Origin of the sequence: Sphingomonas adhaesiva, assembly GCF_036946125.1 — a bacterium.
GTDB lineage: Bacteria > Pseudomonadota > Alphaproteobacteria > Sphingomonadales > Sphingomonadaceae > Sphingomonas > Sphingomonas adhaesiva_A.
In genome coordinates this window covers 686,873-711,327 of record NZ_JAQIJT010000001.1, presented here as the reverse complement: position 1 = coordinate 711,327, position 24,455 = coordinate 686,873, and the positions used below count along the sequence as shown (strand labels likewise).

Sequence of the window (24,455 nt, the reverse complement as noted above, 5' to 3'; positions counted from 1 at the left end):
CGGCCGCGGGCAGGAGCCTCAAGCCAGGATGCCCGGCAGGTCCAGCGACCGCGCGCGCGCGCAATCCCGGGCGATGTCATATCCCGCATCGGCATGGCGCATCACGCCGGTCGCGGGGTCGTTCCACAGCACGCGTTCCAGCCGCCGGGTCGCCTCCGGCGTGCCGTCCGCGACGATCACCATGCCGGCGTGCTGCGAATAGCCCATGCCGACGCCGCCGCCGTGGTGCAGCGACACCCAGGTCGCTCCGCTGGCGGTGTTGAGCAGGGCGTTGAGGAGCGGCCAGTCGCTGACGGCGTCGCTGCCGTCGCGCATCGCCTCCGTTTCGCGATTGGGGCTCGCGACCGACCCGCTATCGAGATGATCGCGACCGATCACCACCGGGGCCTTCAGCTCGCCCGACGCGACCATCTCGTTGAAGGCCATGCCCAGGCGATGGCGATCGCCCAGCCCGACCCAGCAGATGCGCGCGGGCAAGCCCTGGAAGCGGATACGCTCGCGCGCCATGTCGAGCCAGCGGTGGAGGGGCGCGTCGTCGGGCAGCAGCTCCTTCACCTTCGCGTCGGTGCGGTAGATGTCCTCCGGATCGCCCGAGAGCGCAACCCAGCGGAACGGACCGATGCCGCGGCAGAACAGCGGGCGGATATAGGCGGGCACGAAGCCGGGGAAGGCGAAGGCATCGGCGACGCCCTCGTCCTTCGCCACCTGTCGGATGTTGTTGCCGTAATCGACCGTGGGAACGCCCTGCGCCTGGAAGGCCAGCATCGCCTCGACATGGCGCGCCATCGATGCACGCGCGGCCTCCGCCACCGCGGCGGGGTTCTGCTCGCGCGTCGCGACCCAGCGCTCCACGGTCCAGCCCGCGGGGAGGTAGCCGTTGACGGGATCGTGCGCGCTGGTCTGATCGGTCAGAAGATCGGGTCGGATGCCGCGCCGCAGCATCTCGGGCAGCAGCTCCGCGGCGTTGCCGAGCAGCCCGACCGACGTCGGCGTGGTCGCGCCGGTGACGATCGCCAGCGCCTCGTCCAGATCGGCGGTGGCGCGGTCGAGGTAGCCGGTGCGCAGCCGCATATCGATCCGGCTCTGCTGGCATTCGATCGCGAGACACGACGCGCCCGCCATGACCGCCGCCAGCGGCTGCGCACCGCCCATCCCGCCCAAGCCGGCGGTCAGCAGCCACTTGCCCGACAGGTCGCCGCCGTGGTGCCGGCGCCCCATCTCGACGAAGGTTTCGTAGGTGCCCTGAACGATGCCCTGCGTGCCGATGTAGATCCACGATCCCGCGGTCATCTGGCCGTACATCGCCAGCCCCCTGCGATCCAGCTCGTCGAAATGCTCCCAGTCCGCCCATTTGGGCACCAGGTTGGAATTGGCGAGCAGCACGCGCGGCGCATCGGCATGGGTGCTAAAGACGCCGACCGGCTTGCCCGACTGGATCAGCAGCGTCTGGTCGTCGTCGAGCCGGCGCAGCGTGTCGACGATCCGGTCGTAGCTGTCCCAGTCGCGCGCGGCGCGCCCGATCCCGCCATAGACGACCAGATCCTCCGGCCGTTCGGCGACATCGGGATGCAGGTTGTTCATCAGCATGCGCAGCGCGGCTTCGGTCTGCCAGCTCTTGGCGGTGCGCGCGGTGCCGGTGGCGGGGCGAATGACGCGGGACGGGTCGTGGCGGCTCATCGGGCGAACTCCAGGCAGGCGGACAGAATATTGGCGAGGGTGGCGCGGGATTGCGTCGCGGCGGTCGCATCGTAGTCGGGAGGCCAGACGTCGGGCGTGGGCGACCGATCGGACCGCACGTAGCCGCGCATCGCGATCTCCATCTGGATCGCATGCACGCCCTCCGATGGGCGGCCATAATGGCGCGTCGTCCAGCCACCGCGGAACCGACCATCGACGACATAGCTGCGCCCGGAGGAGGCGCAGACCGTCGCGACGGCATCGCTCAGCGCAGGATCGCAGGTGGTGCCCGCGTTCGTGCCGATATTGTAGACGGGCAGCAGACCGGCGAACAGCCGCGGGACGACGCTGCGGATCGAATGGCAATCGTAGACGACGACGCGCTCGTGCCGTGTGCGCAGCCGCGCAATCTCATGCGCGAGCGCGGCGTGATACGGGTCGAAGAAGGCGGCGCGGCGGCGCGCGATCTCCGCCGCACCGGGGCCTTCGCCGCGATACAGAGGCTCACCGTCGAACGTCGTGGTCGGGCACAATTCGGTCGTCGCCTGCCCGGGATAGAGCGACGCGCCCGACGGGTCGCGGTTGACGTCGATGACGCTGCGCGAGATCGCGGTCGACACGACGGTCGCCTCCGCCAGCCCGTCGTAAAGCGCGGCGATGTGCCAGTCGGCGTCGCGCCGGGCGAGCCACGGCGACACGTAGACGTCGTCGAGACCCGCAAGGTCGGTGCCGCCGTGCGGCATGCACAGGATCAGCGGCGTGTCGGCGCGCCGCACCGACAGCCAGTCGGGCGTCATGCCGCGACCCCCGGCAGCGCGTGCCCCAGGGCGGTGGTGGCGGTATCGACGACGGCGCCGCCGGCGATCAGCGCGGTGGCGTGCGCGATGTCGGGGGCCATGTGGCGGTCCTCGCCCAGCATCGGCACCGCGGCGCGCAGCACGCCGCGCACCGCCTCCACGCAGGTGCTGGAGGTCAGCGGCGCGTGGAAGTCGCACCCCTGCGCCGCCGCGAGCAGTTCGATGCCCAGCACCGCGTCGACGTTCGCCGCCATGTCGCGCAGCCGGCGCGCGCCGTGCGCGGCCATCGAGACGTGATCCTCCTGATTGGCGGAGGTGGGGATCGAATCGACGCTGGCGGGATAGGCGCGCTGCTTGTTCTCGCTCACCAGCGCGGCGGCGGTCACCTGCGGGATCATGAAGCCGGAGTTGAGCCCCGGGCGCGGCGTCAGGAACGCCGGCAGCGCGGACAGCGCCGGGTCGACCAGCATCGCGATGCGGCGCTCCGACAGGCTGCCGATCTCGCACAGCGCCATCGCGATCGTGTCGGCGGCGAAGGCGACCGGCTCGGCATGGAAGTTGCCGCCCGACAGCGCTTCGTCGGTATCGGGGAAGATCAGCGGATTGTCGCTGACGCCGTTCGCCTCCGTCACCAGCGTCGTCGCGGCCTGGCGCAGCAGGTCGAGGATCGCGCCCATCACCTGCGGCTGGCAGCGCAGGCAATAGGGATCCTGCACGCGCACATCGTCCTCGCGGTGGCTGGCGCGGATCGCGGACCCCTCGATCATGGCGCGCAGCGCGTGGGCGGTGTCGATCTGCCCGCGGTGCCCGCGCAGCGCGTGGATGCGCGGGTCGAACGGCGCATCGGACCCCTTGGCGGCCTCGGTCGCGACGATCCCGGTCACCAGCGCGCAGCGGTACAGCCGCTCCGCCTCGACCAGTCCGGCGAGCGCATAGGCGGTGCTGAACTGCGTGCCGTTGAGCAGCGCCAGACCCTCCTTGGGTCCGAGCTCCAGGGGCGTCAGGCCCGCATCGGCGAGCGCGCGATCCGCCGGCATCACCGCGCCGCCGACGTCGATCTCGCCGACGCCGAGCATCGCGGCGGTCATATGCGCGAGCGGGGCGAGATCGCCCGAGGCGCCGACCGACCCCTGCGCGGGCACGATCGGGGTCAGTCCGCGCGCCAGCATCGCCTCCAGCAGCGCGATGGTGGCGGGGCGGACGCCCGACGCGCCCTGTGCCAGGCTGGCGAGCTTCAGCGCCATCATCAGCCGCGCGACCGGAACCGGCATGGCAGCGCCGACGCCCGCGGCGTGGCTGAGCACGATGTTGCGCTGGAGCGTGGCGAGATCGGCGGCGTCGATCCGCACGCTCGCCAGCTTCCCGAAGCCGGTGTTGATGCCATAGACCGGCGCGCCCCTGGCGACGATCCGCTCCACCGCCGCCGCACTCGCCGCGATCGCGTCGTGGCATGCGGGGTCGAGCGCGGGGGCGGCGCCCAGATAGATGGCGCGCCAGTCGGCATAGGGGACGTGCCCCGGCGTGAGGATCATCGACCGTTCCTGATACGGGAGTGGAGGGGATTGAAGCCGATCCGGTAGACCAGCTCCGCGGGATCCCGGATCGACCAGATCGCGAGGTCGCACGCCTTGCCCGGTTCCAGCGTGCCGATCTCGTCCGAAAGGCGCAGCGCGCGGGCGGCGTTGACGGTCATGCCGCGCAACGCCTCCACCACGGTCAGCCGGAACAGCGTCGCCGCCATGTTGAGGACCAGCAGCGGCGAGGTAAGCGGGGAGGTGCCGGGGTTGCAGTCGGTCGCGAGCGCGATCGGCACCCCGGCGGCGCGGAGCGCGGCGACCGGGGGCAAGGTCGTCTCGCGCATGAAGTAGAAGGCGCCGGGGAGCAGCACCGCCACCGTGCCCGCCGCGGCCATCGCCGCGACGTCTGCATCGGTGGCGTGCTCCAGATGATCCGCCGACAGCGCGCGGTGGCGGGCGGCGAGCGTGGCACCGCCGAGCGCGGACAATTGCTCGGCGTGCAACTTGACCGGCAGTCCATGCGCCCTGGCGGCTGCGAACACACGTTCGGTCTGCGCCGGGGTGAAGCCGATCCCCTCGCAAAACGCGTCGACCGCGTCCGCGAGCCCGGCGCGCGCGACCGCGGGGATCATCGTGTCGCAAACCAGCGCGACATAGCCATCGGCATCGCCGGCATATTCGGGCGGCAGCGCATGCGCGCCGAGGAAGGTGGTGGCGACGCGCACGTCGCGCGCGGTCGCCAGCGCCCGCGCCGCGCGCAGCATCCGCAGCTCGTCGTCGGTGGACAGGCCATAGCCCGACTTCACCTCGATCGTGGTGACGCCCTCCGCGAGCATCGCATCGAGCCGGGGCAGCGCCTGCGCCACCAGCTCCTCCTCGCCCGCGGCGCGGGTCGCACGCATCGTCGAGACGATCCCGCCCCCGGCGCGCGCGATGTCCTCGTAACTCGCGCCGGCAAGCCGCATCGCGAATTCAGTCGCGCGGTCGCCGCCGTGGACCAGATGGGTGTGGCAATCGATCAGCCCGGGGGTGATCCAGCGACCGCCGCAGTCGATGCGCTCGGCTCCCGCGGCGGACGGTGCCCCGGCGGCCGGACCGGCGAAGACGATCCGGCCGCCCGCGCACGCGACCACGCCGTCCTCAACGAGGCCGAGCGCATCGTCGGCCATGGTCGCCAGCCGCGCATTATGCCACAGTCGCTCGATCATCCCGCCTCCAATTGTATATACAAAACCACGAGTCGAAGATATTGTCCATCCCCGACACGGCGGGAGTGAGCGATGGCGAGTTGCATGTGGTTCGGGCAGGCACTGCTTCCCGACGGCTGGGCGCGCGATGTGCGGATCGGCATCGCGGACGGGCGCATCGCGCGGATCGAGGCGGACGCGCCGCCCGCCGCGGGCGAGGCGCGATACGCCACCGCGGTCGCCGGGATGCCCAACCTCCACAGCCACGCGTTCCAGCGATTGATGGCGGGATACGCGGAGGCGCGCTCCGGCCCGGCCGGCGACGATTTCTGGAGCTGGCGCGACCTGATGTACCGGCTGGTCGGCGCGATCGCTCCCGACGATCTGGCGGGGATCGCGGCGATGGCCTTCTGCGAGATGCTGGAGGGCGGGTTCACTCGCGTGGGCGAGTTCCACTATCTGCATCACGCGCCGGGCGGCACGCCCTTCGCCGACGCCGCGGAGATGGCGGCGGCGGTGGCGAGCGCGGCGGAGGCGACCGGCATCGCGCTGACGCTGCTGCCCGTGTTCTATGCCTATTCCGGCTTCGGTGCACAGCCGCCGCAGGAGATGCAGCGGCGGTTCGTCACCGATCTCGACGGCTATGCGCGGTTGCATGCCGCCAGCGTCCGCGCGTGCAGTACCTTGCCCGATGCGGTGGTGGGCGTGGCGCCGCACTCGCTGCGCGCGGTCGCGCCGGGGCAACTGGGCGCGCTGGCGTCGCTGGCGCCCGGCGCGCCGATCCACATCCATATCGCCGAGCAGCGCCGGGAAGTGGCGGATTGCGTCGCATGGAGCGGGCGGCGGCCGGTCGAATGGCTGCTGGAGGCGCAATCGGTCGATGCGCGCTGGTGCCTGGTCCACGCCACCCATGTCACGCCGGCGGAGCGCGACGCCATCGCCGCGGCAGGGGCGGTCGTGGGGCTGTGCCCGGTGACCGAGGCCAATCTGGGCGACGGCATCTTTCCCGCGGAAGAGTTCGTCGCGGCGGGTGGGCGCATCGGCATCGGGACCGATTCCAACGTCCGGATCGACGCGGCGGAGGAGCTGCGTACGCTGGAATATGGCCAGCGGTTGACGCGCGAGCGACGCACCGTGCTGGCGAGCGGCCACCGCTCCACCGGCCGGCTGCTGGTGGAGGAGGCGATGGCGGGCGGTCGCGCCGCGCTGGGGGCGGGCGGTCGCGCCGCGCTGGGGGCGGGCGGTCGCGCCGCGCTGGGGGCGGGCGGTCGCGCCGCGCTGGGGGCGGGCGGTCGCGCCGCGCTGGGGGCGGGCGGCCGGATCGCGGTGGGCGAGAGCGCCGATCTGGTCGCGCTCCGCGCCGTGCCCTGCGACGCCGGCGACCGCGCGCTCGACGCATGGGTCTTCGCGCGCGGGTCGGTGGATCGCGTCTGGCGGCGCGGCGTCGAGGTGGTCGCGAACGGTCGTCACCACGACCGCGACGCGATCGCCACGCGCTTCGACTCGATCGTGCGCCGCCTGCTCGCTTAGCTTGGTGGAACAGAGGTTCGGTTCCTTGCCGTCACCCCGGGCTTGACCGAGACCGCTGCGAACGTCGCGGATCGCTCGGCAATTTCGCCGTTCCCCGGCGAAGGCCGGGTCCCAGTTGGCGTGGCTTTTCCGTCTGTTACTGCCGTTCCCCAGCTGGGCCCGGCCTTCGCCGGGGGACAAGGAGCTGAGTTTCGCAGAGGTCTCGGCTTGACCCGGGGTCCCGATTTTCTTCGGCTATCGTGCGAGAGGGCGGCCGTCCCCGCCCACGACTCCCGGCCCGTCTCCGCGGTTGCTCTCCGGGCCGTCGCTGGACAACATGCCCGTCCCCCGGTCCTGCAACCATGATGGAAATTCCGTGGTCACCAAAGTCTATCTGTCCGCCGACCGCCTGCTCGAGGATTCGTTCCGCCTCGCCAATCTGGTCTTCGATTCGGGATTCCGGCCGACCCATATCGTCGGGATCTGGCGCGGCGGCGCGCCGGTGGGCATCGCGGTCCAGGAACTGCTCGAATATCGCGGCGTCCACAGCGACCATATCGCGATCCGCACCGCCTCCTATACCGGGATCGACCGACAGGAGCCGCAGGTGCGCATCCACGGCCTGGGCTATCTGATCGACGTGCTCAACCCGGAGGATCGCCTGCTCCTGATCGACGACGTGTTCGATTCCGGCCGATCGATCCGCGCCGTGCTGAAGGAGCTCGCGGAGCGTTGCCGCAACAACCTGCCGCGCGAGGTGAAGGTCGCGACCGTCTATTTCAAGCCGTCGCGCAACGTGACCGGGCGGCGGCCCGACTATTTCGTCCACGAAACCAGCGAATGGCTCATCTTCCCGCACGAGATCAACGGCCTGAGCGAAGAGGAAATCCGCGCGCACAAGCACGGCGCCGACGTCATCCTGCGCTGATCCGGATCGAACCCGCGCCGGCCGTCCGCCCGGTCAGCGCGGCGGGGCGAGGCGTCGCAGTTCGGCGGACAGCGCCTTGATCGACACCGGCTTGGACAGGAAACCGTCCGCGCCCGCCGACAGGCTGCCGTCGATCGTGTCGCGGTCGGACAGCGCGGAGATCGCGACGACCGGGATCGCCTGCATCCGGTCGTCGCCGCGCATGTGCGCGATGACGTGGCGCCCGTCGCCGTCAGGCAGATAGACGTCCATCAGCACCAGTGTCGGCCGCACGCTGGCCATCAGCTTGAGCGCTTCTTCGCCCCTGGCGGTGGCGATCGCCTTCATCCCGTTGGCGCGCGCGACCTCCACGAACAGCTTCGCGTGCAGCGGCTGGTCTTCGACGATCAGGATCAGCGCATCCACCAGCCACCTCTCCCGAATAGCCAAGGGGCTGATCTAGCCACCAAATCGCCTCCTGTCGCACGCGGATTTCCTGATCCAGGCTAACGGCGCGCGCCGGTTCCCCGGTGCCCCCGTCATACAGGACATCGAATGGATAACGGGGATAAATAGTGCCATTCCGGTCGGCAATTCTTTACCATTCCGGGCGATATCCGCGCCATGCGCCGACACGCCTCCATCATCCTGATCGCGTCGCAGATGGCGGTTGCGGTCGCCGGACTGCTGGCGATGGCGCTGTGGCCGCCTGCGACGGGAAGCATGACGATCGTCCCCATCGACGGCGCGGACGCCGACCGCACGCTGGTCCGCATGCTGGACGGGCACGTCCCCGTCATGGGCCGCGGCTGGCTGCCGGGATCGCTCGTCGTGCGCGGCGACCGCGCCGCGATCGCCGCGCTGTTCGCGCCCGGGAGCGTGGTGATGCTGGCACCGACACCCGCCGGCTGCGGTACGTCCATCGCTGCGGGGGTGACGGCATGACCGACGCCGCTACCGGCACCCGCCTGCCCGAGGTCGACCGGCTGCGCCGCTTCGGCGTGCGCGCCTGGGCCGTCATGGGCTGGACCGTCCTGCTGCTGATGGTTGCCGCCGCCGTCGTGATGGATCGCGGTATCGTCCTGCCCATCCTCGTCATCGGCGCGCTGGTGAACGCGGTGCCGACGCTGATGGCGCTGCGGCGGCGCTACGATGCGCAGGCGCGGCTGACGCTGGGCGTGCCCGCGGCGATGCTGCCCGCGCTGCTCGTGTTCCTGTTGAAGGGGCATGCGTGGCAGATGGACGCGCACATGTATTTCTTCGTCGCGATGGCGGCGCTCGTCGTCGTCGCCGACTGGCGGCCGATCCTGGTCGCGACGCTGCTGACCGCGCTCCATCATCTGGCGCTCGAATGGCTGGCGCCCGAATGGGTGTTCGCCGGCAGCGGCAATCTGGCGCGCGTGATCTTCCACGCGGTGGCGGTGCTGCTGCAGTTCGGCGCCCTGTCGCTCGTCACCGCGCATCTGGTGCGGCTGTTCGGCTCGCACGGACGGTCGCTGGCGCAGGCCCGCGAATCGGCGGCGCAGGCGGAGCAGGAACGCCGCCGCACCGAGCTGGCGATGGAGGAGGCGCGCGTCGCGCAGGAGGTCGCCGCGCAGGAGCGCCGCGCGCGCGAGGCGCAGGCCGCGCGGCTGGCGGAGGAACGCCGCGGCGAGCTGGTCACGCTGGCGCACGAGTTCGACGCGTCCGTATCGTCGGTGGTGAAGGTGATCGGGCAGGCGATCGACAAGCTGGAGGAAGCCGCAGTCCGGCTGGAAAGCGTGAGCGGCGACGCGACGCGCGACGCAGTGAACGTCGCCGCGGGCGCGTCGCAGACCGCGACCGAGATCGCCGCGGTCGCCGCCTCGATCCGCACGCTGTCGGGGTCGATCCGCACCGTCGCGCTGACCGCCGATGCGCAGACGAAGGTGACCGCCGTCGCCAGCGCGGAGGCGGAACGGACGGTGACGACGATCCACTCGCTCGAGGAGCGCGCGGTCCAGATCGAGGGGTTCCTCGACGATATCCAGCAGATCGCGGCGAAGACCACGCTGCTCGCGCTCAACGCCACGATCGAGGCCGCGCGCGCCGGCGACGCCGGCCGCGGCTTCAGCGTGGTCGCGGGCGAGATCAAGTCGCTGTCCGGCGAAACCGGCCGCGCGAGCGACCGTATCCGCCACCTGGTCGCCGCGATCCGCGACGGCGTGGCGGAGACGAGCCGGCGGTTGAACGGCGTCAACGGCGCGATCGGCGAAGTCTCCGCCGCCGCTTCGTCGATCGCCACCGCGATCGTCGAGCATCGCCGCGGCACCGAAGCCGTCAACGACGGCGCCGAGCGCGTCGTGCGGCAGACCTCGCTGATCAAGACCGAGATCGGCCGCGCCGCCACCGCGATCGGTGAGGCGTCCAACCTGTCGACGCAGGTCCGCGGCAGCACGCGCGACCTCGCCGGCAGCGCGCAGGCGCTGCGACAGTCCACCGACCTGTTCGTCTCCTTCCTGAACGCCGATCAGGCCACCGCCGCCGCTGCGGCGTGACGTCGCGCGGCGCTGGTTTGCGTCTTCACCGGAGGCACGACCGTCGATAGGCTGACCTCGGACTATCGAGGGATTCCAATGACGAAACTCGCCTTGCTGGCTACCGCCGCCCTCTTGCCCGCCGCCCTCGTACTCGCCGCCCCGGGCGCGGTTGCGGCAGCGACGACGCCGGCCACGCCCGCATCCCCCGGCGCGAACGCCGAGGATACGCGCCTCTACGCGTTCCTCGACCGGGAATTCGCCGAGGAGCTGCGCGACCGCCCGCAGCTTGCCACCCGGCTGGGGCTGAAGACCGGGCAGGACCGGCTCGACGACATAAGCGACGCCGCCGCGCTGCGCCGGCTCGAATGGCGCCGCGCCAGCGTCGCGCGGATGAAGGCGGCGTTCGATCGCGGCCGGCTGTCGGCGGAGGGGCGTGAGAATTACGACATCTGGGCGCTGGAGCTGGACCGGGCGGAGCTGGGCTATCGCTTCCGCCGCCAGGCGCCGCCCTTCTATTCCTTCCTCTATTCGATCCATGCGCAGCTGCCCGACTTCCTCATCAACACGCACACGGTGAAGGATGCGGCCGACATGCGCGCCTATGCCGCGCGCATCCGGGCGATCCCGGCGGTCCTCGACACCGCGATCCGGCAGAGCAGGGAGGCCGACGCCGCGGGCGTACGCGCGCCGAAGTTCCAGATCGAGCGCGTCATCGCGGGCAGCCGCGCGATCGTCACCGGCGCGCCGTTCGACGGCGGCGCGCCCTCCCCCTTGTGGGCCGATGCGCAGGCGAAGGTCGCCCGGCTGCAATCCGCGGGCACGGTCGATGCGGCGCAGGCCGCCGCGCTCCTCGCCGACACGCGCGCCGCGCTGCTGACGATCCGTCCCGCCTACGACCGGGTCATCGCCTGGGCGCAGGCGGACCTGCCCACCGCGCCGTCAGGGCGCGTCGGCGCGCTGACGCTGCCCGACGGCGTGGCCTGGTACACCGCCGCGCTCCGGCTCAACACCACCACCGACCTGACCGCGGATCAGATCCACGCCATCGGGCTGGCCGAGGTGACGCGGATCGAGGGCGAGCAGGACGCGCTCGCGCGCAGCGTCGGCATGAAGGACCGCCACGCCTTCTACGCCGATATCGCGCGCCGCTTCCCCGTCGTGCCGTGGACCGATGCGCTGCGCGAAAAATACCTCCGGGATGCCAACGCCGCGATCGCGTTCAACCGCACCCTGCTGCCGAACTATTTCAACAAGCTGCCGGTCCACGCCATGGAGGTGGTGCGCGAGCCGTCGTTCAGCGAGGTCGCGGGCGGCGCGGCGCATGCCGCCGGCCCCAGCCGCGACGGGGCACGTCCCGGCCGCGTCTACGTCCACCTGCTCGGCACGACCGATGCGACCCCGCCCTCCGCCATGCGCGACCTGATGTGCCACGAGGGGGTGCCCGGGCACGTCATGCAGGGCGACATCCAGGTCGGGCAGAGCGGCGGCCCGCAGTTCCGCCAGAGCACGCGCTACGTCGCCTTCGGCGAGGGTTGGGGGCTCTATGCGGAGGCGCTGTGCAAGGAGATGGGCGCCTTCCCGGAGGCATCCGACGATTTCATGCGGCTCGATGCCGAGCTGTTCCGCGCGGCGCGGCTGGTCGTCGACACCGGCATCCATGCCAAGGGCTGGACCGAGCAGCAGGCGATCGACTACCTCGTCCGGACCGGCCGCGCCGCGCCCGACCAGGGGCGTTCGGAGGTGCGGCGCTACATCACGCTGCCGGGGCAGGCGACCGGGTACAAGATCGGCATGATCCGCATCGTCGAGCTTCGGCGCAAGGCGGAGCGCGAGCTGGGCGCGCGGTTCGACATCCGCGGCTTCCACGACCTGCTGATCGGATCCGGCTCGCTGCCGCTGCCGATCCTGGAGCGCAAGGTGGACGACTGGATCGCGTCCCGCCGCGCCGTTTGAGGCCGGGCCCCAGATGCGAGGCCCCTGACGCGGGGCAAATGTCAGCGATCGAGCAGCTCGCTGATCGAGGCGACGAAATGCGCGTCCATCGCCGCCGCGGCCGCGGCGGCGTCGCCGCGGTGAATGGCGTCCGCGATCTGCTGGTGCGTGCGCAGGATGTCGCTGCGCTGCTCCGGGGTGACGCGGGTGCGCCACGCCACCGGCACCGCGACCGTCATCAGCGGCTCGAACGAGCGGACGATCTGGCGGAACAGCGCGTTGCCGCTGGCGCGCGCGATCGCCTGGTGGAAGGCGATGTCGTGGCGCGTCACCTCCTGCAACGCATCGCCCGCCGCCACCATCGCGTCGGCCGCGCGCGCGATCTCGTCCGCGTCGGCCGGCGTGCGATGCCGCGCGGCAAGCTCGGCGGTGCGCATCTCCAGCGTGCGGCGGACGTCCCACACCTCCGCGACCGACACCTGCGCCGTCGCCACCGCATGTTCGATCGAGGTCGCCATCACCGACCCGTCGATCGCGCCCACCCGCGCGCGCCGCCCGTTGGCGACATCGATCAGCCGCAGCGCCGCCAGCGCGCCGAACGCCTCGCGGATCACCGCGCGGCTGACCCCCAGGTCGGCGGCGAACCAGCCCTCGCCGGGCAGCGGATCGCCCACCTTCAGGTCGTGCGCGCGGATATGCTCGCGCACGCGGCGCGCGGCATGATCGGCCAGCGAGCCGCCCGCGTCGATCGCGCTCACGCCGCCACCTGCCGCAACTGGCTGGGCGGCATGCCGAAGCGGCGCGAGAAGGCGCGCGTGAAGCTGGCATTGTTGCGGTAGCCGCAGGCATAGCCGATCGACGACACCGCCAGATCGGTCTCGCGCAGCATGTGGCGCGCCCGCGTCAGCCGGTTCTCGGTCAGCGCATCCGCGACCGAGCATCGGAACATCGCGCGGAACCCGCGCGTCAGCTTGGCACGGTTGACGCCGCAGCTGCGCGCGATCTCGTCCAGCGTCAGCTTCTCGCGCCAGTTCTCGTCGATCAGCCGCCGCGCGGCGAGGATGCGCACCGCATCCCCCTCCAGCAGCTCCCCCGCCGCATCCGCCGCCACCAGCTCCCCCGCCGCCGCCCGCGTCAGCAGCGCCAGCAGCAGCTCGATGCTCTTGGCCAGCCGCAGGGTCGCGCGCGCGGGCTCGGGCAGCGCGCAGTCGGTGATCGCCAGCGCCACGCTGCGCAGGTCGGTCGGCAGGTACCAGCGGCACGCGCCCCCCGGCGCGTCCCCGACCAGCCGCCGGCACGCCGCGGCATCGACCGCCAGCACCAGATCGGCGGCGCACAATTCGGCCCCTGCCTCGGCCGCCACGATCGCGACCCGCGCCGGTGCCTCCGCCAGCCCGCCGAGCGCGAACAGCCGCCACCCGTGCGGCACCGCCGGCATGGCGGCGCCCGCTCCGATATAGGAGCGCATCTCGCCCGATACGTCGACGCATTGCTTGGTCATCGGCATCCTCTCGCAGACGGACGTAACCTGTCTGATAGGTGCCGGTCAACAGCTATCTGATAGGTTGCACCGGCGCTGCGCGGATCGCCTGCGCGAAGGCGGCGATCGCCAGCACGCCGGTCGCCAGTCCCACCGCCGCCAGCGCGGTCGCCAGATGCACCTCGCCGCCCAGCCACGCGCTGACCCAGGCGACCGCGCTCGGCGCCACGCCGAACCCGATCACCCCCGCCACCGCGATGAACAGCCCGATGCACAGGCCGCGCGCCTCGTTGGGGATCAGCACCGTCAGCGCGACCGAGGTGATGAGCCCCGTGACCGTCCCGCACAGCACCAGCCAGCCGAGGCACAGCGCGAACAGCGGCACCGATCCCGCGACCGGGAACAGCGCCGCCGGCGCACCCAGCGCCGCCGCGATCAGCGCGCCGTGCAGGACGCCGCCACGCCGCCCGCTGCGCTGCCCCCAGTCGGCGGCGACGCCGCCCAGGACCGCGCCGCCGATGCCGGTGGCGAACACCAGCGCCCCCATCCAGCCCGCGAACTGGTCCGGCGTCAGGCCATAGCGTCGCCCCAGCACCGGCGCGGCCCAGATCAGCGCGGAATTGTCCGCCATCACCACGCTCACCTGCCCGACGAACAACGGCAGCAGGAACCCGCGCCGCGCCCACAATTCCTTCGCCACCACGCGCAGCGGCGCGCCCGCGGCGACGACCTCGCGCCGCACCGGCTCGCGCAACGTCAGCAGCGGCAGCAGGCACAGCGCGAACAGACCGCCCAGCACCAGGTGCACCGCGCGCCACCCGCTGACCCCGAACGCGCCGCCGCCGACCCAGCCGAACAGCGTGCCCGACAGCGCGAACCCGGCAGCGATCCCCAGCGACTTGCCCAGCGTCATCACCAGCATCGCGCGCCCGCGCCTGCCGGGCGGATACAGGTCCGCCCCCAGCGACAGCGCCGCGGTCAGCGCGCCGGTGGTCCCGGTCCCCGTCATCATCCGCGCCGCGAACAGCATCGCGGTAGAGGACGCGACCGCGGTCAGCAGCGTGCCCAGCGTCCACAGCACCGCCAGCCCCAGGAACAGCCGGACCCGGTTGCGCCGGTCGACCAGGATGCCGACCGGCACCGACAGCAGCGCCAGCGGCACCGCCGCGGCGACGCCCTGCACCAGCGCGAGCGTCTGGTCGCTGAGCGCCAGCTCCGCCTTCGCGCTGTCCTGTATCGTTCCGAACGATCCCATCGCCGCGAACCCCGCGGCCAGCCCCAGCGCCAGCACGCCGAGCGACCAGCCGGCGCGCGGCGCACCCGTTTCGCTCACAGCGCGAAGATCTTGCCGGGGTTGAACAGATCGCGCGGATCGAGCGCGCGCTTCAGCGTCCGCATCACGTCGACCGCGTCACCCAGCTCGGCGACCAGCCATTCCTGCTTGCCCAGGCCGATGCCGTGCTCGCCGGTGCAGGTGCCGTCCATCGCCAGCGCGCGCTCGACCAGTCGCGCGTTGATCGCGGCGACCTCCTCCATCTCGTGCGGGGCGGTAGGGTCGACCGAGAAGATGACGTGGAAATTGCCGTCGCCGACATGCCCCAGGATCGTCGCGGGCACGCCCGACGCGGCCAGATCGGCCTGCGTCTGCGTGATGCAATCGGGCAGCCGGCTGATCGGCACGCACACGTCGGTGGTCCAGCCGACCGCGCCCGCGCGCAGGTTCACCGCGGCATAATAGGCCTCGTGCCGCGCCTTCCACAGCCGCGCGCGCTCCTCGGGCAGGTTGGACCAGGCGAACGCACCGCCGCCATTGTCCGCCGCCAGCGCCTCGACGGTCGCGATCTGCTCCGCGACCCCCGCGGGCGAGCCGTGAAATTCGAAGAACAGCGTCGTCACCTCGGGCAGCGCCAGCTTCGACCAGCGGTTGACCGCGCGGATCTGCATCGCGTCGAGGATCTCGACCCGCGCCAGCGGCACGCCGAGCTGGATCGACTGCACCACGGTATCGACCGCGCCCTGCAACGTCGCGAACCCGCAGACCGCGGAGGAGATCTGCTCCGGGATCGGGTGCAGCCGCAGCGTCACCTCGGTGATGATGCCCAGCGTCCCCTCCGACCCGACGAACAGCCGCGTCAGGTCGTAGCCCGCGGCCGACTTGCGCGCGCGGCGGCTGGTGCGGATCACCCTGGCATCGGGGGTGACGACGGTCAGCGACAGCACTGCCTCGCGCATCGTGCCGTAGCGGACCGCATTGGTCCCGCTCGCGCGTGTCGCCGCCATGCCGCCGATCGTGGCGTTGGCGCCGGGATCGATCGGGAAGAACAGCCCCTGGTCGCGCAGGTGCAGGTTCAGCTCCTCGCGCCGGCACCCCGCCTGCACCGTGCAGTCGAAATCCTCCGCATGGACCGCGAGGATCGCGTTCATCTCCGACAGGTCGACGCTCACCCCGCCGCGCACCGGCAGCGCATTGCCCTCGATCGAGGTGCCCGCGCCGAAGGGGACGATCGGCACGTCATGCTGCGTGCACCACCGCACCAGATCGACGACATCTTCGGTCGACCTGGCATAGACCACCGCATCGGGCAGCGCGGTCGCGAAATGCGCCTCCGACCGGCCATGCTGCTCGCGCATCGCATCGGTCAGGTGCAGCTGGAGCCCGAACCGCGCCTCCAGCGCCGCGATCAGATCGGGGGCGAGCGGTGCGCGCGGCGGGATGGCGTCGTGATGCATGGCGGGTCGCCCTTCGCGGTCAGAAGCGGATCGAGGCGCGCACGCCGTAGCGGCGCAGGTCGCCGATGATCCCCAGGTCGCTCGCCGGCGCGCCGGGAAAGTTGATCCCCGCCAGCAGCAGCGTCGTCTTCTCGATATAGGATTCGAAATAGCGCGTGTTGAACAGGTTGTTGACGAACGCGCCCACCTCGACCGCGCCGACCCGGTAGGTCGCCGACGCGTTGCCCAGGATATAGCCGTCGAGCAGCGTCGGCGTCGTCTCGTTCAGCGTCGCGGCCAGCCGCTTGCTCTTGCCCGTCAGCCCCGCGGACAGCGTGATCGAGCGCTCGCTCGCCAGCGGGATCGTATAGTCGCTGCTGATGTTGCCGAACACGTCGGGCTGGAACGTCAGCCGGTCGGACGACAGCCGCCGCCGCGTGATCGCGGTGTACGGGCTGCTGTCGGTCAGCCGCGCGTGCATCACGGTCAGCCCGCCGCTGATCGTCCAGGCCGGCACCGGCTTGAAGAATCCCTCGACCTCGATGCCGTAGCTGGCGACGTCGCCGGCGTTCAGATCGACCGTCACCAGCCCGCCCGCCGACGACGGGGCGATCGAGTTGAGCCCGATGTAATCGCGGTAATCGCTGTAGAACAGCGCCGCCGACAGCGACGACCGCCGGTCGGCGGAGGCGTATTTCGCGCCCGCCTCGTACACCCAGGCCGAATCGCCCTTGTACGTCCGCGTCGGCGCGGTCGGTGCGTTGAACCCGCCGCCGCGATACCCGCGCGAGATCGAGGCATAGGTCATGAACTCCGGATCCCAGTGGCGCGTCACCGTGATGCGCGGCTCCCACTGGTCCGATTTGATCGCCGCCTGCGGCACCGCTGCGCCGCCGACCGTGCCGTCGGCGGTGCGATCCTCGTGATCGTAGCGCAGCCCCAGCGCGACCTCGTAATCGCCGTTCGGCTTCCAGAAGAGCGTGCCGAACGCGGCATAGGTGTCCGCCTTCGTCGCGCTGGTCTGCGGCACGGAGCGCGCGATCGGCACGATCGTCGTCGTGCTCGCCGCGTCGAACGTCTCGCGGCTGTAGAACAGCCCGACCAGCGAGGAGACGGTGTCGCTCCACTTGCTGTCCAGCCGCGCCTCCGCGGTGCGCGTGCGCAGCACGTCTCCCCCACGCGAACGCACGAAGTCGACCGGGCCGAAGTCGCCCTCGCCGTCCGCGACGCGGCTGGTCCGCTCGTTATAGGCGCCGATCAGCGTCAGCGTGCTGTCGCCCAGGTCCTGCTCCAGCCGCGCATTCGCATCCTTGTAGCGGAAGGTGACGCGGTTGGGCGTATTGAACTGCACGTTGCGCGAATAGTCGGTCGGCCCCGTCACGCGCGCATAGGGCGTGTTGACGCCGTCGACCCAGTCGTAGGCGCCCTTGATCGTCAGCCGCGTCGTCTCGCCGGGGGTGAAGCGGATCGTGGCGTTGACGGAATCGGTGTTGAACGGGTTGGCGTCGCCGCCGATCACGGTGTTGCGCAGGAAGCCGTCCTGCTGCCGGTGCGACGCGGCGACGCGCACCGCCAGCACGTCCTTCACGATCGGCCCGCCGATCGATCCCGACAGCAGCCAGCTGTCGTCGGGCCCGGCATAGCTGCCGATGACGCGCGCCTCCAGCTCGTTGCCGGGCTGGCGCGTGATGACGTTGATCGCGCCGCCCAGCGTGTTCTTGCCGTACAGCGTCCCCTGCGGCCCGCGCAGCACCTCGATCCGCTCGACGTCGAGCAGCGGGTTGTTCAGGTAAGAGGTATTGGGCTGATAGACGCCGTCGATGAACAGCCCGACGCCCGGCTGCACCGTCTGCACCAGCGTCACGCCGACGCCGCGGATCGCGACGAAGGCACGCCCCGCGCCGTCCGAATTGATGTTGAGCCCCGGGGTCAGCGCCGCGGCCTCGCGCACGGAGGTGATGCCGCGGTTCTCCAGCACCGTGCCGGTGATCGCGGTCGCCGCGATCGGCACGTCGAGCAGCGTCTCCTCGCGCTTTCGCGCGGTGACGACGATCTCGCCCGAATCGTAGGTGGAGGCGGCGGCCTGCGCCTGCGTCTGCTGCGGCGAATCCTGCCCGGTCGCGGCGGCGGCGCGCTGATCGGTCTGGGCGAGCGCGGGCGAAGCGGCCACGAGAGAGAAAGGGGCAATGACGGCGGTGGAGGCGAGCAGAACCAGACGCATGGACGAAAACCTCTCCTGTGGCGGGTGGATCGCTCGTCCACCTGTCTGAAAGGTCTATCGCATCCGCAACCTATCTGAAAGGTGTCGCCGCTGTGCCGATCGGATCAACCCGTTCGCCGATCCGCCCTCACCAACAGGTATAGCCGCCGTCCGCCAGCACGATGCTGCCCGTCATCAGGCTCGACGCGTCGGACGCGAGGAACAGGACGATGCTCGCCACTTCCTCCGGTTCGCCCAGTCGCCCCTGCGGCGTGCCGTCGATCCAGCGGCGGTACATCTCGGACTGCCGGTCGGCGAAGGCGTTGAGCGGGGTGGCGATATAGGTCGGTGCCACCGCATTCACCCGCACCCCGCGCGCCGCCCATTCCGCCGCTAGGCTGCGCGTCAGCTGGTGCACCGCGGCCTTGGACGCATTGTAATAGCTCTGCGGCTGCGGACGGTTGACGATGAACCCCGACATCGACCCGACGTTGACGATGCTGCCGCGCCCCGCCGCCAGCATGTGCCGCCCGAAGGCGCGCGCGCACCAGAAGGTGCCGTTGAGGTTCACGTCGATCACGTTCAGCCAATGCTCGTCCGCGACCTCCTCCGCCGCGGTGTCGCTGCGCGCGATCCCGGCGTTGTTGACCAATATGTCCTGCGCCCCCAGCCGCTCCGCCATCGCGGTGACCGCGGCGGCATCGGTGACGTCGAGCATCACGCCCTCCACCGCATATCCCTTGCCCCGCAGGCTCTCAACGCCCCGCTCCAGCAGCGCGGCATCCCGGTCCGCGATCGTCACCCGCGCCCCCGCCTCGCTCAACGCCTCGGCACAGGCAAAGCCGATCCCCTGCGCGCCCCCGGTCACGAAGGCGGTGCGCCCCTCGACATGGAAACGATTCAGATACATGGGAGAAAGTCCTTCGTCTGTCGTCGTCATGCCTGCATCCGGCGCTTGCCCGTGCTCCTGCGGAGGCAGGAGCCCAGGGTTGCCGGCCCCGTCAGGCGTTGTTCTGCCGGGCCCTGGGCTCCTGCCTGCGCAGGAGCACGGCCGCAGCGCCATCCGACCTCACGGCAGGAACCGCGCCGCCGGCATCACCGGCTCCTCGACCGTCCGATCCGCCGCCAGCTGGTGCACGTGCCGCGCCTCGCGCGTGAACTCGGGCCATGGCAGCGTGCCGTCGGTGGCGAAACGGACCCAGGTCGCATGCACCCGGTCCGCCAGCGCCTGCGGCGGCGCCTCGCCGCACAGCCCCTGCGCGCCCGTCGCCGTCGCCAGGCTGTCGAACACGAACGGCAGCTCCATCCCGTGCCCCGCGCCCAGCGCGCCATCGTAGCGCGGGCTGCGCCAGTCGAACTCGTACATCCACGTCCGCCCGCGATGCTCCTCCGCGAAGCGCCGCGCCGGCCAGCGGAAGACGAGATCGCTGAGCGCCCGCAACAGCACCCGCCCCGCCGGCTCCCGCCCCAGCCCGTATGCCTTCAGCACGCGCCACGCGCGCGGCTGCGACTTGCGCAGGATCGCCCAGGCGAGCAGCCGGTTCACCTTGGGCAGCACCCCGGCGGGAACGAAATACAGGTTCATCTCCTCGGCATTGCTGCCGACCAGCACGTCGATCCCGGCCCCCACACCGTCCTTCAGCGCGTCGAGCGGCGCGCGCGGCAGCACGTCGTCGCCGTGGACGGGAATGAAGCGGCTGATCCCGAACACCGGCTCGCGGCCCTCGCCGTCGCGCAGGTCGAGCCGCATCGTCGGCGCCGACACCGCCTCCACCGCGTCCAGCGTCTCGCCCGGCGCGACGCCGGCGAAGCCCGCGCGGTCGGGCGCAACCTTCAGCAGCCCCGCCAGCTTCGTCACCAGCCGCCGCGCCACCGCGATGTCGCGCGTCATCGCGCCGTGCCCGCTCTGGATGATCGCGCGGCGGAACAGCCCCTCGGCCAGCGGCGAGGTGACGAGGTCCGCGATCGCCATCGCCCCCGCCGATTCGCCGAAGACGGTGATGTTCCCCGCATCGCCCCCGAACGCCGCGGCCTGTTCGCGCACCCACCGGAGCCCCGCGATCATGTCGCGCAGCCCCAGGTTGGTCGGGACGCCCGGGATCGGCAGGAACCCGTCCACCCCCAGCCGGTAGTTGAGCGCGACATGGATCACCCCGTCGCGCGCGAAGGTGGCGCCGTCCTGCACCGGCGCGTCCTTCGCCCCGACCACGAAGCCGCCGCCATGGATGAAGACCATGATCGGGCACGGCGCGGCGCGCACCGCGGGGCGGTACAGGTCGAGCGTCAGGTAATCGTCGCCCTCGCGCCAGCCGGTGCCGATCAGCGGCACGACATCCAGCCCCGGCACCGCGCGCGTCCGCTGCGGCGCGGTGGCGCCCGGCTGCGTCGCGTCGTGCCGCGCATCGCCCGCCGGCACCGGCACCGGCGGCTCGAAGCGGCGCTCGCCGACCGGGGGCAGGGCGTAGGGGATGGCGCGAAACACCTCGACCCCGGCGTTCAGCGTGCCGGCGAAGGTGCCGGACGAGAGCCGGAGGAGCGGTGTCGTGGACGAAAGCGGATCGGCCATGCCGCCTCCTACCAGCCTTTCGTCGCGCCGCGGTGCAGCGCCGCTATGCCGATCGGCAGCGATTCTTGCCTGCACCGGCCCGGACGGCGGCGGCAGGGCGATCGAGCCAGCTCCGGGCCTACGCCGTGCTCCTGCGCAGGCAGGAGCACGGTATGGCCTTTTTGCAAAGGTCCCGACCGGCGCCGGGTCGACGGCAGCCGATATCCCCGATCACGGGGCTGCTTCGTGCCCCGATATCGATTCGACCTAGCCGATCTCCACCCCGATCTTGCCGAAATGCGCCCCGCTTTCCTGATGGCGGAACGCGTCCGCCAGCGCCTCCAGCGGAAAGCTGCGATCGATCACCGGGCGCAGGTCGTTGGCCTCGATCGCGGCGATCATGTCGCGCTGGTCGCGTCGCGATCCGACGCTCACCCCCTGCAACCGGCCCTGCTTGCCCATCAGTCGCGCGGTGGGGATCTCGCCCGACACCCCGGTCAGCACCCCGATCAGCGCGATATGCCCGCCGATCCCGATCGCCTCGATCGATTGCGGCAGCGTCCCCGGCCCGCCGATCTCGACGACATGGTCGACCCCGCCGCACAGCGCGAAGGCGGCGCGGCCCCAGTCGGGCGTGGTGCGATAGTTGATGACATGGTCCGCACCCAGCGCGGTCAGCCGCTCCAGCTTCGCCTCGCTGGACGACGTGGCGATCACCCTCGCCCCCATCGCCTTCGCGAACTGCAACGCGAAGATGGAGACGCCGCCGCTGCCCTGCACCAGCACCGTCTGCCCCGCCAGCGTCGGCCCGTCCGGGACCAGCGCGCGCCACGCTGTCACCCCGGCGCAGGTCAGCGTGGCCGCCTCCAGATGCGAATAGCCCTCCGGCGCCTTCGTGAACCACGTCGCCGGGGCGGCCACCGCCTCGCGCGCATACCCGTCGACGCCGTCGCCCGGCACGTGGCGGAAATGCGCCTCCGGCATCGCGCCCGCCTGCCAGCGCGGGTGGAAGATCGACACCACGCGATCGCCGGGCGCGAACTCGCTCACGCCGTCCCCGACCGCGATCACCTCGCCCGCGCCGTCCGACATCGGGATACGGCGATCCCCGGTCGGGATGGTCCCGTTGACCACCAGATAGTCGTGGAAGTTGAGCGAGCTGGCATGGAGCCGCACCGCGATCTCCCCCGCCGCCGGCGCGCCGGCATCGGGCAGGTCGACCGCCGTCAGCGTATCGAGCGTGGCGGGGGTACGGACGATCATGGCACGCATGGCGAGGCTCCTCTTCGAGGCCGCACCATCGCGTCCCCGCGCCGCCCCGGCAACCCCGGCCGGCTGCCACGCGGCCGGGACCTGCGGCGGATTATGCCGCCAGCCGCAGCTCCAGCCGGTCCCAGATCTCGACCAGTGCCTGCGTCAGGTCGCGCATCATCGCCTCGTCATGCGCCGGTCCCGGCGTGAAGCGCAGCCGCTCGGTGCCGCGCGGCACGGTCGGGTAATTGATCGGCTGCACGTATACGCCGTATTCGGCGAGCAGGATGTCGCTGATCTTCTTCGCCTTCACCGGATCGCCGACCATGACGGGGACGATATGCGTCTCGCCGATCATCACCGGCAGCCCGGCGTCGCGCATCATCGCCTTCAGCGTGGCGGCGGCCGCCTGCTGCCCGTCGCGCTCGACGCTCGACTGCTTCAGGTGGCGCACGCTCGCCAGCACGCCCGCGACCAGCACCGGCGACAGCGACGTCGTGAAGATGAACCCGGGCGCGTAGCTGCGGATCACGTCGACGATCGTGCGATCGGCGGCGATATAGCCCCCCATCACCCCGAACGCCTTGCCCAGCGTCCCCTCGATGATCGTCAGCCGGTGCGCGACCGCGTCGCGCTCGGAGATGCCGCCGCCGCGCGGGCCGTACATGCCGACCGCATGGACCTCGTCCAGATAGGTCAGCGCGTTATACTTGTCGGCCAGGTCGCACAGCGCCGCCACGGGCGCGACGTCGCCCTCCATCGAATAGACGCTCTCGAACGCGATCAGCTTCGGCGCGGCGGGATCGTCCGCCGCCAGCAGTTCCTCCAGATGCGCGACGTCGTTGTGGCGGAACACCCGCTTCTCGCAGCCCGCGTTGCGGATGCCCGCGATCATCGAGGCGTGGTTCAGCTCGTCGGAATAGATGATGCAGCCCGGCAGCACCTTCGCCAGCGTCGACAGCGTCGCCTCGTTGGAGACGTAGCCGCTGGTGAACAGCAGCGCGGCTTCCTTGCCGTGCAGGTCGGCCAGCTCATGCTCCAGGTCGACGTGGTAATGCGTGTTGCCGCCGATGTTGCGGGTGCCGCCGGAGCCCGCGCCGACGTCGTGGAGCGCCTCCTCCATCGCCGCGATCACCTTGGGGTGCTGCCCCATCGCGAGATAGTCGTTGGAGCACCACACCGTGATCGGCTTCGGCCCGTTGTGCCCGGCGAAGCAGCGCGCATTGGGGAACATGCCCTTGTTGCGCAGGATGTCGATGAAGACTCGATAGCGGCCCTCCGCGTGGAGACGGTCGATCGCCTGCGTGAACACGCGGGAATAATCCACCGCGCGCGCCTCTCTGCCCTCGCTTATCATGCGCGCCGCATTACCCGGCAAAGGTTGCGATTTCCAGCGCCGATGCGCGCTTTCGGCGATCGGGCGGCCGGACACATCGCCCCGCCCCCGTCACAGCGCCTCCGCATCGCCGAATCCGCGCGCCGCCAGATGCCGCGCGATCCGGCGCTCGCGGTCGCCCACGCGGGTGAAGACCAGCCGCGCGGACGGCACCGATTCGGGCCAGTCCTGTCCTTGCGTCAACGCCGCGATCCGCCGGGCGATCCCCGGCCCGCCGTCGACGAAGCGCACCCCCGGCGCCGCCGCCGCCATCGCCGCCTCCAGCAGCGGGAAATGCGTGCAGGCGTTGACGATCACGTCGATCCGCTCGCCGCCGGGCTGGCCGAACAGTCCCCCAAGCTGCGCCGCCACCGCCTGCGGGGACGGCGCCTCCCCCGCCAGCGCCGCCTCCGCCAGCTCGACCAGCGCCGCCGAGCCGTGCCGCAGCACCGTGCAATCGCCCGCGAACCGCGCCGCCAGATCGTCGACATAGGGCTGGCGCACCGTCGCCTCGGTCCCCAGCACGCCGATGACGCGCGTCGCGCTCATCGCCGCGGCCGGCTTGATCGCGGGCACCGTGCCCACCACCGGCACGTCCAGCGCCGCGCGCACCGCCGGCAGCGCGATCGTGGAGGCGGTGTTGCACGCGATCACCGCCAGCCGCGGCCGATACCGCTCCACCAGCCGCCCCAGCAGCGCGGGCACGCGCGCCGCGATCTCGCCCTCGCTGCGGGTGCCATAGGGAAAACCGGCCGAGTCGGCGGCATAGACGATCGGCGCCTGCGGCAGCAGCGCGCGGGTCGGCGCGACCACCGACAGCCCGCCGACACCGGAATCGAAGAACAGGATCGGGCGGGCGTCGCGCATGCGG

The 24,455-nt window shown here is 71.4% G+C and carries 20 protein-coding genes; 5 read left to right on the top strand and 15 right to left on the bottom strand.

Annotation, left to right across the window (positions count from 1 at the left end; translation table 11 throughout):
• Positions 1-18: 18 nt before the first annotated feature.
• Genes hutU through hutI form a run of 4 tightly spaced genes read right to left on the bottom strand, consistent with a single transcriptional unit; the run spans position 19 to position 5,199 of the window.
• Positions 19-1,677, bottom strand: coding sequence for a urocanate hydratase (gene hutU, locus PGN23_RS03510; RefSeq protein WP_335301451.1), 1,659 nt, complete (start codon positions 1,675-1,677; stop codon positions 19-21).
• Positions 1,674-2,474, bottom strand: a complete 801-nt coding sequence (gene hutG, locus PGN23_RS03505; RefSeq protein WP_335301450.1) for an N-formylglutamate deformylase — start codon at positions 2,472-2,474, stop codon at positions 1,674-1,676. Before hutG ends, hutU begins: the two co-directional genes overlap by 4 nt.
• Positions 2,471-4,006, bottom strand: a complete 1,536-nt coding sequence (gene hutH / locus PGN23_RS03500) for a histidine ammonia-lyase (protein ID WP_335301449.1) — start codon at positions 4,004-4,006, stop codon at positions 2,471-2,473. Before hutH ends, hutG begins: the two co-directional genes overlap by 4 nt.
• On the bottom strand, positions 4,003-5,199 hold the full coding sequence (hutI, locus tag PGN23_RS03495) for an imidazolonepropionase (RefSeq protein WP_335301448.1): 1,197 nt from the start codon (positions 5,197-5,199) through the stop codon (positions 4,003-4,005). The genes hutH and hutI overlap by 4 nt, the downstream gene beginning before the upstream one ends.
• A 72-nt stretch (positions 5,200-5,271) precedes the next feature.
• Here hutI and PGN23_RS03490 point away from each other — a divergent pair, with 72 nt between their 5' ends.
• Both PGN23_RS03490 and PGN23_RS03485 read left to right on the top strand, forming a co-directional pair.
• On the top strand, positions 5,272-6,708 hold the full coding sequence (locus tag PGN23_RS03490; protein WP_335301447.1) for a formimidoylglutamate deiminase: 1,437 nt from the start codon (positions 5,272-5,274) through the stop codon (positions 6,706-6,708).
• Positions 6,709-7,024: 316 nt separating this feature from the next.
• Positions 7,025-7,615: a phosphoribosyltransferase gene (locus PGN23_RS03485; protein WP_335301446.1), complete on the top strand. Its 591-nt coding sequence runs from the start codon at positions 7,025-7,027 to the stop codon at positions 7,613-7,615.
• 33 nt (positions 7,616-7,648) lie between these two features.
• Here the strand turns inward: PGN23_RS03485 and PGN23_RS03480 are convergent, their stop codons facing one another.
• On the bottom strand, positions 7,649-8,020 hold the full coding sequence (locus tag PGN23_RS03480) for a response regulator (RefSeq protein WP_335301445.1): 372 nt from the start codon (positions 8,018-8,020) through the stop codon (positions 7,649-7,651).
• Between the two features lie 198 nt (positions 8,021-8,218).
• On the opposite strand from PGN23_RS03480, the gene PGN23_RS03475 reads away from it, so the two are divergent.
• The 3 genes from PGN23_RS03475 to PGN23_RS03465 all read left to right on the top strand — a co-directional run bounded on the left by PGN23_RS03475 (position 8,219) and on the right by PGN23_RS03465 (position 12,045).
• The gene (locus PGN23_RS03475; RefSeq protein ID WP_335301444.1) at positions 8,219-8,539 is read left to right on the top strand and encodes a hypothetical protein; all 321 of its coding nucleotides are present in this window, start codon (positions 8,219-8,221) and stop codon (positions 8,537-8,539) included.
• A complete protein-coding gene (locus PGN23_RS03470) occupies positions 8,536-10,110 on the top strand; it encodes a methyl-accepting chemotaxis protein (RefSeq protein WP_335301443.1) in 1,575 nt (524 codons plus the stop codon). The genes PGN23_RS03475 and PGN23_RS03470 overlap by 4 nt, the downstream gene beginning before the upstream one ends.
• 78 nt (positions 10,111-10,188) lie before the next feature.
• Positions 10,189-12,045, top strand: coding sequence for a DUF885 domain-containing protein (locus tag PGN23_RS03465; protein ID WP_335301442.1), 1,857 nt, complete (start codon positions 10,189-10,191; stop codon positions 12,043-12,045).
• Between the two features lie 41 nt (positions 12,046-12,086).
• Here the strand turns inward: PGN23_RS03465 and PGN23_RS03460 are convergent, their stop codons facing one another.
• From PGN23_RS03460 to murI, 10 genes are all read right to left on the bottom strand, one after another.
• A complete protein-coding gene (locus PGN23_RS03460; protein ID WP_335301441.1) occupies positions 12,087-12,782 on the bottom strand; it encodes a FadR/GntR family transcriptional regulator in 696 nt (231 codons plus the stop codon).
• The gene (locus PGN23_RS03455) at positions 12,779-13,525 is read right to left on the bottom strand and encodes a helix-turn-helix domain-containing protein (RefSeq protein WP_335301440.1); all 747 of its coding nucleotides are present in this window, start codon (positions 13,523-13,525) and stop codon (positions 12,779-12,781) included. The genes PGN23_RS03460 and PGN23_RS03455 overlap by 4 nt, the downstream gene beginning before the upstream one ends.
• 52 nt (positions 13,526-13,577) lie before the next feature.
• A complete protein-coding gene (locus tag PGN23_RS03450) occupies positions 13,578-14,837 on the bottom strand; it encodes an MFS transporter (RefSeq protein WP_335301439.1) in 1,260 nt (419 codons plus the stop codon).
• Positions 14,834-16,234: an FAD-binding oxidoreductase gene (locus PGN23_RS03445; RefSeq protein WP_335301438.1), complete on the bottom strand. Its 1,401-nt coding sequence runs from the start codon at positions 16,232-16,234 to the stop codon at positions 14,834-14,836. The genes PGN23_RS03450 and PGN23_RS03445 overlap by 4 nt, the downstream gene beginning before the upstream one ends.
• Positions 16,235-16,253: 19 nt before the next feature.
• Positions 16,254-18,434: a TonB-dependent receptor gene (locus tag PGN23_RS03440; RefSeq protein WP_335301437.1), complete on the bottom strand. Its 2,181-nt coding sequence runs from the start codon at positions 18,432-18,434 to the stop codon at positions 16,254-16,256.
• 127 nt (positions 18,435-18,561) lie between these two features.
• Complete coding sequence (locus PGN23_RS03435; protein WP_335301436.1) at positions 18,562-19,323, bottom strand: SDR family NAD(P)-dependent oxidoreductase; 762 nt, start codon at positions 19,321-19,323, stop codon at positions 18,562-18,564.
• Positions 19,324-19,482: 159 nt separating this feature from the next.
• Entirely contained in the window at positions 19,483-20,979 is a 1,497-nt protein-coding gene (locus PGN23_RS03430; protein WP_335301435.1) for a carboxylesterase/lipase family protein, read from the bottom strand.
• A gap of 246 nt (positions 20,980-21,225) precedes the next feature.
• Positions 21,226-22,230, bottom strand: a complete 1,005-nt coding sequence (locus tag PGN23_RS03425; protein WP_335301434.1) for a zinc-dependent alcohol dehydrogenase family protein — start codon at positions 22,228-22,230, stop codon at positions 21,226-21,228.
• Between the two features lie 91 nt (positions 22,231-22,321).
• A complete protein-coding gene (gene hemA, locus PGN23_RS03420; RefSeq protein WP_335301433.1) occupies positions 22,322-23,566 on the bottom strand; it encodes a 5-aminolevulinate synthase in 1,245 nt (414 codons plus the stop codon).
• Between the two features lie 90 nt (positions 23,567-23,656).
• Positions 23,657-24,451 carry a glutamate racemase gene (murI, locus tag PGN23_RS03415; RefSeq protein ID WP_335301432.1) on the bottom strand — a complete coding sequence of 265 codons (795 nt, stop codon included), beginning with the start codon at positions 24,449-24,451 and terminating at the stop codon, positions 23,657-23,659.
• Positions 24,452-24,455: the final 4 nt, after the last annotated feature.

What these genes read in the sequence shown, in the direction of transcription:
- hutU (WP_335301451.1), bottom strand. Translation starts at nt 1,677, where the DNA reads ATGAGCCGCCACGACCCGTCCCGCGTCATTCGCCCCGCCACCGGCACC.
- hutG (WP_335301450.1), bottom strand. Translation starts at nt 2,474, where the DNA reads ATGACGCCCGACTGGCTGTCGGTGCGGCGCGCCGACACGCCGCTGATC.
- hutH (WP_335301449.1), bottom strand. Translation starts at nt 4,006, where the DNA reads ATGATCCTCACGCCGGGGCACGTCCCCTATGCCGACTGGCGCGCCATC.
- hutI (WP_335301448.1), bottom strand. Translation starts at nt 5,199, where the DNA reads ATGATCGAGCGACTGTGGCATAATGCGCGGCTGGCGACCATGGCCGAC.
- PGN23_RS03490 (WP_335301447.1), top strand. Translation starts at nt 5,272, where the DNA reads ATGGCGAGTTGCATGTGGTTCGGGCAGGCACTGCTTCCCGACGGCTGG.
- PGN23_RS03485 (WP_335301446.1), top strand. Translation starts at nt 7,025, where the DNA reads ATGCCCGTCCCCCGGTCCTGCAACCATGATGGAAATTCCGTGGTCACC.
- PGN23_RS03475 (WP_335301444.1), top strand. Translation starts at nt 8,219, where the DNA reads ATGCGCCGACACGCCTCCATCATCCTGATCGCGTCGCAGATGGCGGTT.
- PGN23_RS03470 (WP_335301443.1), top strand. Translation starts at nt 8,536, where the DNA reads ATGACCGACGCCGCTACCGGCACCCGCCTGCCCGAGGTCGACCGGCTG.
- PGN23_RS03465 (WP_335301442.1), top strand. Translation starts at nt 10,189, where the DNA reads ATGACGAAACTCGCCTTGCTGGCTACCGCCGCCCTCTTGCCCGCCGCC.
- PGN23_RS03455 (WP_335301440.1), bottom strand. Translation starts at nt 13,525, where the DNA reads ATGACCAAGCAATGCGTCGACGTATCGGGCGAGATGCGCTCCTATATC.
- PGN23_RS03445 (WP_335301438.1), bottom strand. Translation starts at nt 16,234, where the DNA reads ATGCATCACGACGCCATCCCGCCGCGCGCACCGCTCGCCCCCGATCTG.
- PGN23_RS03440 (WP_335301437.1), bottom strand. Translation starts at nt 18,434, where the DNA reads ATGCGTCTGGTTCTGCTCGCCTCCACCGCCGTCATTGCCCCTTTCTCT.
- PGN23_RS03435 (WP_335301436.1), bottom strand. Translation starts at nt 19,323, where the DNA reads ATGTATCTGAATCGTTTCCATGTCGAGGGGCGCACCGCCTTCGTGACC.
- PGN23_RS03430 (WP_335301435.1), bottom strand. Translation starts at nt 20,979, where the DNA reads ATGGCCGATCCGCTTTCGTCCACGACACCGCTCCTCCGGCTCTCGTCC.
- PGN23_RS03425 (WP_335301434.1), bottom strand. Translation starts at nt 22,230, where the DNA reads ATGCGTGCCATGATCGTCCGTACCCCCGCCACGCTCGATACGCTGACG.
- hemA (WP_335301433.1), bottom strand. Translation starts at nt 23,566, where the DNA reads ATGATAAGCGAGGGCAGAGAGGCGCGCGCGGTGGATTATTCCCGCGTG.
- murI (WP_335301432.1), bottom strand. Translation starts at nt 24,451, where the DNA reads ATGCGCGACGCCCGCCCGATCCTGTTCTTCGATTCCGGTGTCGGCGGG.